This window comes from Shewanella mangrovi (assembly GCF_000753795.1).
GTDB lineage: Bacteria > Pseudomonadota > Gammaproteobacteria > Enterobacterales > Shewanellaceae > Shewanella > Shewanella mangrovi.
In genome coordinates this window covers 351,561-365,642 of the sequence record NZ_JPEO01000002.1, presented here as the reverse complement: position 1 = coordinate 365,642, position 14,082 = coordinate 351,561, and the positions used below count along the sequence as shown (strand labels likewise).

Below are 14,082 nucleotides of genomic sequence, written 5' to 3'. Positions count from 1 at the left end.
CATCAAAATTTCACATGAAATCAATCAGCCGCGTAACCTGATTCTGGCAATATTTCACCATCAAGCAGGGCTTGACCTTTTTGCATGCTTAATCTTCCCTGAGCGAACCACTTAACCACCAACGGATAAATCGCGTGTTCCTGTTCATGTACTCGTGCTGCCAGCAACTCGGCTGAATCATCTTCAAATACCGGCACTTTTGCTTGTAGTACCACAGGGCCTGCATCTAACTTGGGGATCACGAAGTGGACACTGGCGCCGTGTTCGTCGTCACCGGCATCAATCGCTTTCTGATGCGTGTGTAAACCAGTATGACGTGGCAACAGTGACGGGTGGACATTCAGCATTTTGCCTTCATATTTTTCAACTAAGGCGTTGCTTAAAATGCGCATAAAGCCAGCGAGTACGATGAGATCAGGCTGATAGTTGTCGATAGCCGCCATTAAACGTTCATCATAAGCCTCTCTGCTTTCGCCACTAACACTGCTAATGCAGCTCGTCTCGATTGCAGCATCCGCAGCGCGGCTTAAGCCATAGGCGTCAGCTTTGTTAGAGATAACGCCTACTACCTGATAATTCGCTTTTGGATGGCTGTGGTCGATAATGGCCTGCAGATTACTGCCGTTGCCCGAAATCAGCACCAATACACGACACAAATGCGGCATTAAACAATCTCCACCGCTTTATCACCATCTGCACGAGCGGCAATTTCACCGATGTGCCATGCTTTCTCACCATGGCTGTTAAGCAAAGCAAGCGCGGCTTCAACTTGATCAGCTGGCAGGGCGATGACCATACCAACACCACAGTTGAAGGTGCGGTACATTTCATATTTCTCGATATTGCCTGCAGACATCAACCAGTCAAATACCACTGGCCATTGCCAAGAGTCACCCTTAATAACAGCTTTAGCATTATCAGGCAGTACACGTGGAATATTTTCCCAGAAGCCACCGCCAGTGATGTGCGCTAGCGCGTGTACTTCTTGTTTGGCAATCAAATCCAGTACAGATTTTACGTAAATTTTGGTTGGTTCAAGCAGGTGTTCAATGAGAGGCTTGCCTGCCAAATCTTGTTGTGGGTCTGCTTGGCTGACTTCCAATACTTTACGAATAAGTGAGTAGCCATTTGAATGTGGGCCAGATGAACCCAGCGCAATCAGAGCATCGCCAGCGGCAACTTTAGAACCGTCGATGATGTCCGCTTTCTCAACGACGCCAACACAGAAACCCGCTAAATCGTAGTCAGCACCTTCGTACATGCCAGGCATTTCAGCAGTTTCACCACCAATCAGGGCACAACCTGACTGATGACATCCTTCGCCGATGCCCGTGACAACCGCGGTAGCGGCTTCAACGTCCAGCTTACCAGTGGCGTAGTAGTCGAGGAAAAATAATGGCTCTGCACCTTGAACAATCAAGTCATTGACACACATAGCAACTAAGTCAACACCAACGCTGTCGTGCTTTTTAAAATCGATTGCTAAGCGCAGTTTGGTACCAACACCATCAGTACCAGACACTAACACTGGTTGCTTATATTTAGTTGGCAGTTCACACAGGGCTCCGAAGCCACCCAGATTGCCCATCACTTCAGGACGGTGGGTGCGTTTGACAACAGATTTAATGTTATCAACCAAGGCGTTGCCCGCATCGATATCGACACCAGCATCTTTGTAGCTCAGTGGGGTAGGAGTACTCACTTGATCCTCTCGGGTACAGGGTTATGAATATTATGCGGGCGTATTCTATCAGTTTGCCGTAGGGGTCGAAAGCGAAACGTGCCGCTTAGCTAACCGGATAGGGCTCACGAATTGGCTGATAAACAAAACTTTATGTTTTCCAGGTCAGGCAAATCTACTAAACTTTCACAAATTTGCCTGTCGCAGGCGAACTCTGCTGTTCGTTTGCGCCAACCCCGCGAGATAGTTCAGGAGAGTTACCATGAAAGTTGTTGAGGTTAAACACCCGTTAGTCCGTCACAAAATCGGTTTGATGCGCGAAGGCGATATCAGCACCAAACGTTTTCGTGAACTGGCTTCTGAGGTGGGTAGTCTTTTAACCTACGAAGCAACAGCGGATTTAATGACAGAAAAAGTGACCATCGAAGGTTGGAATGGTCCAGTGGAAGTTGAACAGATCAAAGGGAAGAAGGTCACCGTCGTTCCTATCCTACGTGCCGGCTTAGGCATGATGGATGGTGTGTTAGAAAATATTCCAAGTGCTCGCATCTCTGTTGTTGGCATGTATCGTGATGAAGAAACTCTTGAACCTGTGCCATATTTTGAGAAGTTTGCCAGCGAACTCGAAGAGCGTTTGGCGCTGGTGGTTGACCCTATGCTGGCGACTGGTGGTTCAATGATTGCGACTATCGACCTGTTGAAACAACGTGGTTGTAGCAATATTAAAGCCTTAGTGTTGGTGGCAGCACCAGAAGGCATTAAGGCATTAGAAGCGGCGCACCCAGATGTTGAGTTGTATTGTGCTTCAGTTGACCGTTGTCTGAATGAGCAGGGCTACATTCTGCCAGGCCTTGGCGATGCAGGTGACAAGATATTCGGCACCAAGTAAGGCGTTGATAACATAAAAAAGCCCGCAGTGAGCGGGCTTTTTTATTGCATACACTATTCTCGTTTGCCTTTACAACACCATGGCGGCAATCCAGCCAAAGGCCAATAGCGGCAAGTTGTAGTGAATAAATGTCGGGATGACACTGTCGCGAATATGATCATGCTGACCATCGGCATTTAACCCGGCGGTAGGTCCTAATGTAGAGTCTGACGCAGGCGAACCTGCATCTCCTAAAGCGGCTGCCGTACCCACCAGTGCCACCACTGCAGTCGGTGAAAAGCCAAAATGTAGTGCCAGAGGTACATAGATTGTGGCAATGATGGGGATGGTCGAAAATGACGAACCAATGCCCATAGTAATTAACAGCCCGACCAACAACATCAAAAATGCGGCTAACCCCTTATTGTTGCCAATAATGTCGCCAAGGGTATTCACTAAGGTTGCCACTTCTCCTGTCGCATTAACCACAGCTGCGAAGCCGCTGGCGGCAATCATGATAAAGCCGATGCTGGCCATCATCTTGGTGCCACGAGTGAATACATCATCTTTATCGACCTGTTTTAAGGCGCCGGAAAAACTGAAGATGATAAAGCCGACTAACGCACCAAAAATCATGGAGTCAGTGCGCAGTTGTACGGCCAGAGTGGCGACAATTGCCAAGATGGCAATCGCCATATCTTTCTTACCTACTTTGGTTGTCTCAGTGGGAGAAAAATCCGTGTGTTCTTGATATTCACGTGGCTTGCGATAAGAGATAAATACGGCAATCAGCAGGCCAAGCACCATTCCCACTGCCGGAATTAACATCGCGCCCGGCACATCTGCAGACGTAATTGATAAGCCATTTTTATTCAGATTGGTGAGCAGAATATCGTTTAGAAAGATGCCACCAAATCCCACAGGCAACACCATATAGGTGGTGACAAGTCCGAAGGTGAGGGCGCAAGCAACTAAACGGCGATCCATTTTTAAACGCGTCATCAACTGCAGCAATGGCGGAATTAAAATGGGAATAAAGGCAATATGGATTGGCAAAATATTTTGCGAACTGATGGACATGGCAACGAGCGCAACAATAAGCGTAATACGCACTAATTTCATGTTGCTCTGTTGCTGTTCTTTACCGAGTAATGTCAACACAGACGATGAGATGGCATTGGTCAGCCCTGAATGCGATAGCGCGACTGCAAACGCACCCAACAAAGCGTAGCTGAGAGCAATTTGCGCGCCACCACCTAAGCCATCATTAAAGGCTGCGACAGTTTGATCAATATCCAAACCGCCGACGAGTCCAGCGACTACGGCACTTATCGTCAGGGCAATTACTACGTTAATCCGCGCGATACTCAGTGCTAACATCAGGCATACCGCAATTACAACAGCGTTCATATTGGAGTTTTATCGTTATTTTTAGAAGCAGACATTGTCTGCAAGCCAGCGGGTGCTGTCCAGCGCCAAGTTAATAATTTGTAGCGATTGGGCAAAACAGCAGTGCTGATTCGAACTTGACTGTTACGCTGGACAGAACTAATCAATCGTTTGAATATTCAGCTAAAAAAGGTGATATAGATCATAAATAGGTTGTCACCAAGCAGGCACAGCCTATAATGCTTGAGTAGTTAAAACGGAATCTTTTTATCACTGCTCAATCCATAGATGGAGGAAAGAAAATGGGCGTATTAGTAGGCCGTCCGGCTCCCGACTTTACTGCGGCAGCTGTGCTGGGTTCAGGTGAAATTGTTGATAGCTTCAACCTGACTGCAGCTATCAAAGGCAAACCAGCGGTTGTATTTTTCTACCCACTCGACTTCACCTTTGTATGTCCTTCTGAGCTGATCGCATTCGATCACCGTTTGGAAGAATTCACAAAGCGCGGTGTTGAAGTTATCGGTGTTTCTATCGACTCTCAGTTTACCCACAACGCATGGCGTAACACCCCAGTCGATAAAGGCGGTATCGGTGAAGTGAAATACACTTTGGTTGCTGATACTCGTCACGACATCTGCAAAGCTTACGATGTTGAACATCCAGAAGCTGGCGTTGCGTTCCGCGGTTCATTCCTGATCGACAAAGAAGGCGTTGTGCGTCACCAAGTAGTGAACGATTTGCCACTGGGTCGTAACATCGACGAAATGCTGCGTATGATCGACGCACTGCAATTCCACGAAGAGCACGGTGAAGTTTGCCCAGCTGGCTGGAAGAAAGGTGATAAAGGTATGGAAGGTAGCCCTGACGGCGTAGCTTCTTACCTGGCTGAAAATGCTGACGACCTGTAATTTGGTTGTGGGTTAAATAAAAAACCGCTCGAATGAGCGGTTTTTTTGTGCCTGTTGTTCAGCAAAAAATTACTCTGCTTCCGCTAAATAGAACAGGCCCTGTTGCAATAACTTTAATAACACTGGTTGTAGGCTAGAGTCAGCAAGTACCTGTAACGCGTCGCCGCTCAATTCTGTGTCATCGCTTAATTGGTGTGCCAATGCGGTATCGGCCGCATCGAATGAATAGCTTTCACCGTTGATAAACAGCCGACTTTGACTGTCATTTTCTAAACTCAGGACCTTTAAGCCACCAATGCGACGCAGTATCGCACCATCTTCAATAGCGTCTGCCAAGGCCTCTGCGTTCACCGGTTCGCTTTCACAGATGTCGAGCTCAAAGCGGTTTTGGCTAAGCAACTTACCCAGCATGGTTTGATAATATTGTGGATCTTCCGCCAGTTGTTTAATCAGCGCCATCATGCCGAGTTGCTGCTCTTGCGCCACCACACCTTTGCCAGCGGCATCTGTGGTAGAGGTGAAACGGCGATGACCAACGTTTTCATCAATTAGGTAATCGGCCAGTTGACTCATCAGCTCCTGCTGACTTGGCGCACGGAAACCGATGGAATATGACAGTGCTAAGGTCAGAGTAAAGCCCTGATGCGGGAATCCCGGCGGAATGTACAACATGTCGCCCGGCTCCAAAATGTCATCAATGATAGGCGTGAAGTTGTCAATCAACGGCGAGGTGAGGTTGCCACCACGTTGTTGATGGCTACCAATATCGCCAACTGTCCAGCGACGACGGCCTTCGCCTTGAATAATGAACACATCGTATTGATCGATATGCGGACCAACGCCACCGCCTGGGGTGGCAAACGACACCATCAGATCATCAAAGCGCCAGTCCGGCAGGAATCTAAATGCTTCAACTAACGGTTGGCTGTCTGGATACCAGTGATTGACCGCTTGCACCAGCAGTTGCCAGTTTTCTTCGCCGTATTGGTCATAATCTTCAAACGGGCCGTTGACGACTTGCCAGTCTTTGCCTTTGTTTTGTGTAACGACGATACGAGAAGACACTTCCTCTTCACAGGCGAGGCCCGCCAGTTCATCAGCAGCGATAGGATCGGCAAAATTTTTAAACGCTTGACGATAAACCATCGGCTTTTTCTGCCAAACGTTGGTAAGAAAATCCTGTATATCCAGATTTAGTTGGTACATATGGTTTCCTGCAATGAAAAAGGCGGTCACAGTAGTGACCGCCCATAAACTTAGCGTTGACGCTTATTTCAAATCGTCAACAAAGGCTTCGGCGCGGCCAATGTAGGTTGCTGGTGTCAGCTGTTTCAGCTCGGCTTTTACCGCATCTGGCAGTTCCAGATTGTCGATAAATGCTGCCAGCTGCGCACCATCAATGCGTTTACCACGCGTCAGCTCTTTCAGCTTTTCGTATGGCTTTTCGATGCCATAACGACGCATCACAGTTTGTACTGGCTCAGCCAATACTTCCCAGTTGTGGTCCAGCTCATCACGCAGGTGTTGTTCATTCACTTCCAGCTTGCTGATGCCTTTCAAGGTCGCTTGATAAGCAATCAGTGAATGGGCAAAACCGACGCCCAAGTTACGCAGTACGGTTGAGTCGGTCAGGTCACGCTGCCAACGTGATACCGGCAGTTTGCTGGCCAAGTGTTGCATCAGTGCGTTCGCAATACCCAAGTTACCTTCTGAGTTTTCGAAGTCGATTGGGTTAACTTTGTGCGGCATGGTAGATGAGCCGATTTCGCCCGCAATGGTTTTTTGCTTGAAGTGACCCAGCGCGATGTAGCCCCAGATGTCACGGTCGAAGTCGATCAAAATGGTGTTGAAACGGGCAACCGCGTCAAATAGCTCAGCGATGTAATCGTGTGGCTCGATTTGGGTGGTGTATGGGTTCCAGTTCAAACCAAGGCTAGTCACAAAGCGTTGTGACAGCGCGTGCCAATCAACTTCCGGGTAGGCTGACAGGTGCGCGTTGTAGTTACCTACGGCGCCGTTGATTTTACCCATGATTTCTACGGCTGCGATCTGCTTCAGTTGGCGCTCAAGGCGGACGGCAACGTTGGCCATCTCTTTACCCAGCGTAGAAGGCGAGGCGGGTTGGCCGTGCGTGCGTGACATCAATGGCACAGTTTTGTAGCTGTGTGCTAGACCTTTAACGCTATCAAGGATTTTGGTTAAGTACGGCAGCAATACCTGATCGCGCGCTTCAGTCAGCATCAAACCGTGAGACAGGTTGTTGATGTCTTCTGAGGTACAAGCAAAGTGAACAAATTCGCCTACCGCGCTCAGCTCAGCATTGTCCGCGATTTTTTCTTTAATGAAGTACTCTACCGCTTTCACGTCGTGATTAGTGGTGGCTTCAATGTTCTTTACGCGCTGCGCGTCTTCTACGCTGAAGTTGTCGCGAATGCTATCAAGCAGTGCCAACGCGTCTTCGCTAAACGGTGGTACTTCTTCGATTTCTGGGCAGCTTGACAGCAGCTTCAACCAGTTAATTTCGACTTGTACGCGATACTTGGTTAGACCGTACTCGCTGAATATCCCCCGAAGTTCGGTGGTTTTACTACCATAGCGCCCGTCAACCGGGGAGATAGCAGTCAGTGCGGAAAGTTCCATTGTAAGCTCCTTGATGAACTCGTTTTTAGTGTAGGGTAAGAAATTGGTTGGCCGTATCGACGATCGCTTTGCGCGAAAATACCAGTTGGCGACGTTTACCGCCTAACTGGCGCCATAATACGGCACTACGCATTGCTGCTAACAGTAATGCGCGAATTTTATGTTGTACTAAGGGTTGTTTCAGCACATGCGGATTACCCGAAATCTGGATTTTGGGGCCGAGATTACTGATAACATCGCTATAGATGCTGGCAAAGTTACTGATCATCTGGTCGTCAATAATCTTAAAATGCTGTAGCTGACGCTGTAACTGGTTGATACGCCCCGACAATACATTTAGCGCACCGTTGTTACGACTTAGCTTTCGTTCTAACGAAAGTAGTCCTACTAGATAACGGGTTATCTCAACATCTTTCTGGTGATTATCACCAAGCTGATTGATCACCCAGCGAAAGCCATTGGCGAGCACTTGTTTATTAGGATATATGTCGTCAATGCTTTCAGGGTTGGTCACCAACACCGAATTTAATGCCGCGGCCAATTGTTGTTCATCCGTTTCGCCGTGCCGCGCAATATACTGAACCTGAGCAATGGCTTGCAGTGTAGCTGCCAAGGCCATGGTTCTGTTTTCTAGTGTATCCATCCGCGAATTTACTCTTGTATAAGACGATCGATAATGCCGCCACCGAGACAGATTTCGCCGTCATAAAATACCGCTGATTGTCCGGGGGTGACTGCCGCAACAGGCTCATCAAACGTCACTTGCAGCTCATTATCTGCATTATAGTGAACTTGGCAGCTCACATCGGTTTGGCGGTAACGGGTTTTCAGCGTAATGCGGCTGCCGTCGGCTGGCCCTTGACGATCTACCCAATCAAGCTGATTGGCAATAAGACCATTGGACATCAGACGCGGATGACGGCCACCTTGCGCCACAATCAGTACATTACGTTTAAGGTCTTTATCTACCACGTACCAAGGATCGTCATTGCTGTCTTTCATGCCGCCAATACCAAGACCTTTACGCTGACCAAGCGTGTGATACATCAAACCTTGGTGTTTACCAATGATTTCGCCATCAACGGTTTCAATGTTACCTGGCTGAGCAGGCAGGTAGCGGCTTAAGAATTCAGTAAATTTACGTTCGCCGATAAAGCAGATACCTGTGCTGTCTTTTTTGGCCGCTGTCACTAAGCCTTGCTCCAGCGCAATTTCGCGTACACGTGGCTTTTCTAAATCGCCGACCGGAAACAAACTACGGCCAATCTGTTCATGGCTCAGCGTGTAGAGAAAGTAGCTTTGATCTTTATTGCCATCAACGCCACGAAGCAAGGCAGGCTTACCATTATGTTCACCACGGCGCACATAGTGACCCATGGCGATGTAATCGGCATCGAGAATATCGTCAGCAAAATCAAGAAACGCTTTAAATTTGATCTCTTTGTTGCACATGATGTCTGGGTTCGGAGTCCGGCCAGCCTTATATTCGGCGAGAAAGTACTCAAACACGTTATCCCAGTATTCGGCAGCAAAGTTCACCGTGTGCAGCTTAATGCCTAAGCGGTCACATACGGCTTGCGCGTCTTTTAAATCTTCGGCGGCTGAACAATACTCAGTGTCGTCATCTTCTTCCCAGTTCTTCATAAACAGGCCTTCCACCTGATATCCCTGCTGCTTCAGTAAGTAAGCTGAAACAGAGGAATCAACACCACCGGACATACCGACGATGACTTTTTTAGAAGAAGGATTGGGATCAGTAAAATTCATAGATGCTAACAACCATTGAACAGCAAAATACAGGTGGGGCGGTCGATGCGTGCGTTTGTTCGCAATAGCGACCAAATCCCATACTAATTAGGGCGCGTATTCTAGCACGCATCAGCTTAAGGGGCTAATGTCAGAAACGCTGAATTTAGACTTTTCAAAGGGATTCGTTCGCCGCGAAGATAAGCCTCAATGGTATCGAGCACTAATGGACTGCGTAATGCGGATTTTCGCGCCAAAATTTCTTCAAATGTGAACCAGTGAGCGGCAAGGATATCTTGATCTAGCGGTGACGCTGCCATGACGTGTTCAAGTGAACAGCAAAAAGTAAAGCGTAAGAACGCTAGTTCTGCTGAGGCAGAAAATTGATCGATACGTACCAGTGCCGCGGGCGATAAGTTAAGGCCTGTTTCTTCTAGAATTTCTCTTTCACACGCGGTTATCAAACTTTCATTGGCTTCGAGATGTCCCGCTGGCTGATTAAATTTCTGCTCACCGTTGATCAATTCTTCCACCATGAGAAAGCGTTGTTCAGCTTCAATAATGCAGGCAACCGTTACATTTGGGCGATAACGCAATTTTTCAGCCATTAGTGTTTCCTTTTTCTACAGCAGCTTAGCGACTTCGCTAGAAGGGAGTTCGTAATAGTGACCATTGGCTAACTGTTCACCCTGCTGTTGTAAGGATAGTGAGCCAATGGCGTAGCGAATGAGTCTTAACGTTGGAAAACCAACATGAGCTGTCATGCGCCGCACTTGACGATTACGGCCTTCACGGATGGAAATTTTGAGCCAACTGGTTGGAATGTTGGCACGTTCTCGAATTGGCGGATTGCGCGGCCAGATATCAGGTGCGCCGATTAGCTCAACAGCAGCGGGCAGTGTCATGCCGTCTTTTAATTCGACGCCTTGGCGCAGCGCTTCCATCGCGGCTTCGGTAATGGCGCCTTCAACTTGCACCCAGTAAGTCTTATAAGTGTGCTTATTGGGCTGGGTAAGTTTTGCCTGCAACTGACCATTATTGGTTAGCAGTAACAAACCTTCGCTGTCGCGGTCGAGTCTGCCTGCGGCATAAATATTGGCGATGGGCACAAAATCTTTGAGCGTTTGCCGTCCCTGTTCATCGGTAAACTGACATAAGACATCGTAGGGCTTATTGAGCAAAATAACGCGCGTGTCCTGCACGCTGACTTTTGGCTTAGCGGATTTTGTGGCTTTGGCTGGGCGCCGACGCGCTGACTGGCTATTCGCGTTGCGTGGCTTCACGCCTTTGTTCTGCTTAAACTTTTGCTGCGTGCTACTCATGGAAGATCTTCGAGTGCCTTATCGGAGGATGAATCAGAATCAATCGGACAATAGTCTACCTTGATAAACCACGTTGCGGAATTTGAATCTTTTAAAGAATGAACTATGATGTTCGCCAAAATGTGATCTGCGACCCGTTAACGATAAGTGGTATTCTTTGTATAACTGATTGAATATAAATATTATTTAACTTTATTCGAAGAAGTTCGAGCGGGAGCAGTCCTCCTTTCTTTCTTGCAAGTACGCATAGGACTGAAAATGACTGACAAAACCCCAACAATCATCTACACGGAAACAGATGAAGCGCCTGCGCTGGCCACTTTGTCGTTGCTGCCGATCATCCAAACCTTCGTTAAACCTGCGGGTATCGCGGTAGAAACGCGTGATATTTCCCTGTCTGGCCGCGTAATTGCCGCGTTTCCAGAGCGTTTAACTGAAGCACAAAAAATCGGTGATCATTTGGCCGAGTTGGGTGAATTGGCGACTAAGCCAGAAGCGAATATCATCAAACTGCCTAACATTAGCGCCTCGATTCCGCAGCTAAAAGCCTGTATCAAAGAGTTGCAAGCGCAAGGCTACGACCTGCCTAACTACCCAGAAGAACCGGCGACAGCTGAAGAAAAAGAAGCAAAAGCCCGTTATGACAAGATTAAAGGTAGCGCGGTTAACCCGGTATTACGTGAAGGTAACTCGGATCGTCGAGCGCCTTTGTCAGTGAAAAACTACGCGCGTAAACATCCGCATTCAATGGGGGCGTGGAGCAAAGACAGCCAAACGCATGTCGCGCACATGGATCAAGGCGATTTCTACGGTAGCGAGCAATCAGTGACCTTGCCTGCTGCTGACAGCGTCAACATCGTCTTGGAAACCGCAGGTGAAGCAGTAACGCTGAAAGCCGGTTTGAAGTTATTGGCAGGCGAAATTATTGACGCCTCAGTGATGAGTGTTGCGGCACTGCAAGACTTCTTTGAACGTGAAATTGAAACCGCAAAATCACAAGATGTGCTGGTATCGCTGCATTTGAAAGCGACCATGATGAAAGTGTCTGACCCGATCATGTTTGGCTATGCGGTAAAAGCTTATTTTAAAGCCTTATTTGCTAAGCACGCTGAAACCTTTAAGTCTCTGGGCGTTGATGTGAAAAACGGTTTTGGTGATGTGGTTGCTAAAATCGCTGAACTGCCCGCAGCACAAAAAGCGGAAATCGAGGCTGATATCGCCGCCGTGTATGCTGCACAGCCACCTTTAGCGATGGTGAACTCAGATAAAGGTATTACTAACCTGCACGTACCAAGTGACGTAATTATTGATGCCTCTATGCCAGCGGCAATTCGTGCTGGTGGTCAGATGTGGGGCCCAGATGGTCAATTGAAAGATATGAAAGCGATGATCCCTGATCGTTGCTACGCAGGTGTTTACGAAGAAGCCATCAATTTCTGTAAAGAGCATGGTGCGTTTGATCCTGCCACTATGGGCACAGTGCCAAACGTAGGTTTGATGGCACAGAAAGCCGAAGAATACGGTAGCCACGATAAGACATTTGAAATTCCATCTGATGGTGTCGTGAAAGTCATCAACAGCGCAGGTGAAGTGTTGATGAAACACGAAGTAGCTGCTGGTGATATCTGGCGTATGTGTCAGGCCAAAGATGCGCCAATTCGTGACTGGGTGAAGCTGGCGGTACGCCGTGCTCGTCTGTCATCTACACCAGCAGTATTTTGGTTAGATGAAAATCGTGCTCACGATGCGCAAGTCATTGCCAAAGTGAAAGCCTACTTACCAGAAGAAGAGACCGATGGTTTAGAAATTCATATCATGTCACCAGAAGAGGCCGCTCGTTTCTCGCTGACACGTATGAAAGCTGGTCAAGATACGATTTCTGTTACCGGTAACGTATTGCGCGATTACCTGACGGATCTGTTCCCAATTCTGGAACTGGGTACCAGTGCGAAAATGCTGTCTATCGTGCCATTGATGAATGGTGGCGGTCTGTTTGAAACTGGTGCAGGCGGTAGTGCACCTAAACACGTACAGCAGTTCGAAGAAGAGAACCATCTGCGTTGGGATTCACTCGGTGAGTTTTTAGCCTTGGGCGCTTCGTTGGAGCATCTGAGCCAGACGACCAATAATGCGAAAGCACAGGTGCTGGCGGATTGCTTAGATAAAGCGATTGGTGAGTTCCTCGACAACAACAAGTCTCCTTCTCGTAAGGTAGGACAGATTGATAACCGTGGCAGCCATTTCTATCTGGCACAGTATTGGGCGAAAGCCTTGGCTGAGCAAAGTACAGACAGTGAACTGCGAGCTGCATTTGTCGAATTGGCGAATGCGCTGGTAGCTCAAGAAGATAAGATTGTTGCTGAGTTAAATGGTGCCCAAGGCGCAGCGGTTGATATGGGCGGCTACTACCGTCCAGATAGCAGCAAGGCTGCTGCTGCCATGCGTCCAAGTGCGACACTTAATCAATTAATGACCTATTAAGCAAAATCCCCATGACATCTTATTGGTGGCATGGGGTATTATGATGTTAATAATAGGTAAATAAAAAAAGGCGGGAATTCCCGCCTTTTAAGTAGAAATTAGTCTGGTGCTTTACTTGACTGGAGAGATCTGTGAGGCATGCATGCCTTTAGGACCTTTCTCTACTTCAAATTCAACAGGTTGACCTGCTTTTAGAGTTCTGTAGCCATCCATCTCAATGGTTGAATAGTGTGCAAAAACGTCTTCACCACCTTGATCCGGGCAGATGAACCCGAATCCCTTGGCGTTGTTGAACCACTTAACAGTTCCGCTTGCCATACATCTACTTCCTTCTACTGTTGCTCCCAATACACCGATACTTCGTTTTCATTGTGCGAAATATCTACTGATCGGATACAGAATGCGAGCCTTAAAAGTTGATGTCAAGATTGAATTAACATAATTACAACATTTTTAAGACTAAAGGATAATAGTGAAAAGCGTGACATCGCATTTTTTTAATTGAGTAAAACCTTAATCAAATCAGAACGTATGAAATTCGAGCGTTTGAACACTTCCAAGCGAAATTTATCGAGCTTGGTTAGCCAATAGCTTTAGACAATTTCGTTAAGTTGATCGTATAGTGAAATTAGAATCAGTCGGAAAAATCGCACAAATTAATCGATTCATCACATTGGTTCGGTTGGTTGAAGTGTGATACAGATACTAGTATTGAGTTATGACAAAAATCGGTCAAATTGAGCAACTAGAGAGCGGCGTTGAACAAGAACTTCAGCCACCGCCGATGTATAAAGTGTTGTTGATTAACGATGATTACACCCCAATGGAGTTTGTGGTTGAGGTGTTGCAGATGTTTTTCAATAAGAATCATCAGGAAGCGACCGACATTATGTTGTTGGTTCATCACCAGGGAAAAGCGGTCTGCGGGCTGTATCCATTCGGAATCGCAGAAACCAAAGTAGCGCAGGTAAATCAATTCGCCCGGCAACATCAGCATCCACTGCTGTGTTCCTTAGAAAAGGCGTAAATTTAGCTATCACTGAAGTT

The 14,082-nt window shown here is 47.5% G+C and carries 14 protein-coding genes; 4 read left to right on the top strand and 10 right to left on the bottom strand.

From position 1 onward, the window contains the following. Window positions 1-20: 20 nt before the first annotated feature. Window positions 21-665, bottom strand: a complete 645-nt coding sequence (gene purN, locus HR45_RS04150; RefSeq protein ID WP_037439987.1) for a phosphoribosylglycinamide formyltransferase — start codon at window positions 663-665, stop codon at window positions 21-23. Further along, the gene (gene purM, locus HR45_RS04145; RefSeq protein WP_037439985.1) at window positions 665-1,702 is read right to left on the bottom strand and encodes a phosphoribosylformylglycinamidine cyclo-ligase; all 1,038 of its coding nucleotides are present in this window, start codon (window positions 1,700-1,702) and stop codon (window positions 665-667) included. Before purM ends, purN begins: the two co-directional genes overlap by 1 nt. A 241-nt stretch (window positions 1,703-1,943) precedes the next feature. On the opposite strand from purM, the gene upp reads away from it, so the two are divergent. Continuing rightward, window positions 1,944-2,570, top strand: coding sequence for a uracil phosphoribosyltransferase (gene upp / locus HR45_RS04140; protein ID WP_037439983.1), 627 nt, complete (start codon window positions 1,944-1,946; stop codon window positions 2,568-2,570). Window positions 2,571-2,639: 69 nt separating this feature from the next. Here the strand turns inward: upp and HR45_RS04135 are convergent, their stop codons facing one another. Then, window positions 2,640-3,959 carry a Na+/H+ antiporter family protein gene (locus tag HR45_RS04135; protein ID WP_037439981.1) on the bottom strand — a complete coding sequence of 440 codons (1,320 nt, stop codon included), beginning with the start codon at window positions 3,957-3,959 and terminating at the stop codon, window positions 2,640-2,642. A gap of 281 nt (window positions 3,960-4,240) precedes the next feature. Between HR45_RS04135 and HR45_RS04130 the strand changes: the two genes are divergently transcribed. After that, on the top strand, window positions 4,241-4,846 hold the full coding sequence (locus HR45_RS04130; protein WP_037439980.1) for a peroxiredoxin: 606 nt from the start codon (window positions 4,241-4,243) through the stop codon (window positions 4,844-4,846). A 69-nt stretch (window positions 4,847-4,915) separates the two neighbouring features. Here HR45_RS04130 and HR45_RS04125 read toward each other — a convergent pair whose 3' ends face one another. The 6 genes from HR45_RS04125 to rluE all read right to left on the bottom strand — a co-directional run bounded on the left by HR45_RS04125 (window position 4,916) and on the right by rluE (window position 10,554). Further along, window positions 4,916-6,052, bottom strand: coding sequence for a ribosomal protein uL16 3-hydroxylase (locus HR45_RS04125; protein WP_037439978.1), 1,137 nt, complete (start codon window positions 6,050-6,052; stop codon window positions 4,916-4,918). Between the two features lie 63 nt (window positions 6,053-6,115). Beyond that, entirely contained in the window at window positions 6,116-7,486 is a 1,371-nt protein-coding gene (gene purB / locus HR45_RS04120; protein WP_037439976.1) for an adenylosuccinate lyase, read from the bottom strand. A 25-nt stretch (window positions 7,487-7,511) separates the two neighbouring features. After that, on the bottom strand, window positions 7,512-8,129 hold the full coding sequence (gene hflD, locus HR45_RS04115; RefSeq protein WP_037439974.1) for a high frequency lysogenization protein HflD: 618 nt from the start codon (window positions 8,127-8,129) through the stop codon (window positions 7,512-7,514). An 8-nt stretch (window positions 8,130-8,137) separates the two neighbouring features. Further along, window positions 8,138-9,253 (bottom strand): tRNA 2-thiouridine(34) synthase MnmA, encoded by a 1,116-nt coding sequence (mnmA, locus tag HR45_RS04110; protein ID WP_037439972.1) that lies wholly within the window; start codon window positions 9,251-9,253, stop codon window positions 8,138-8,140. 116 nt (window positions 9,254-9,369) lie between these two features. Continuing rightward, a complete protein-coding gene (locus HR45_RS04105; protein ID WP_037439970.1) occupies window positions 9,370-9,840 on the bottom strand; it encodes an NUDIX hydrolase in 471 nt (156 codons plus the stop codon). 15 nt (window positions 9,841-9,855) lie between these two features. Continuing rightward, window positions 9,856-10,554 (bottom strand): 23S rRNA pseudouridine(2457) synthase RluE, encoded by a 699-nt coding sequence (gene rluE / locus HR45_RS04100; RefSeq protein WP_081933374.1) that lies wholly within the window; start codon window positions 10,552-10,554, stop codon window positions 9,856-9,858. A 258-nt stretch (window positions 10,555-10,812) separates the two neighbouring features. Between rluE and HR45_RS04095 the strand changes: the two genes are divergently transcribed. Beyond that, a complete protein-coding gene (locus HR45_RS04095) occupies window positions 10,813-13,035 on the top strand; it encodes an NADP-dependent isocitrate dehydrogenase (protein ID WP_037439969.1) in 2,223 nt (740 codons plus the stop codon). 111 nt (window positions 13,036-13,146) lie between these two features. On the opposite strand, the gene cspD is transcribed toward HR45_RS04095, so the two are convergent. After that, a complete protein-coding gene (gene cspD / locus HR45_RS04090; RefSeq protein WP_037439966.1) occupies window positions 13,147-13,353 on the bottom strand; it encodes a cold shock domain-containing protein CspD in 207 nt (68 codons plus the stop codon). A gap of 400 nt (window positions 13,354-13,753) precedes the next feature. On the opposite strand from cspD, the gene clpS reads away from it, so the two are divergent. Beyond that, window positions 13,754-14,062: an ATP-dependent Clp protease adapter ClpS gene (clpS, locus tag HR45_RS04085; RefSeq protein ID WP_037439964.1), complete on the top strand. Its 309-nt coding sequence runs from the start codon at window positions 13,754-13,756 to the stop codon at window positions 14,060-14,062. Window positions 14,063-14,082 lie beyond the last annotated feature (20 nt).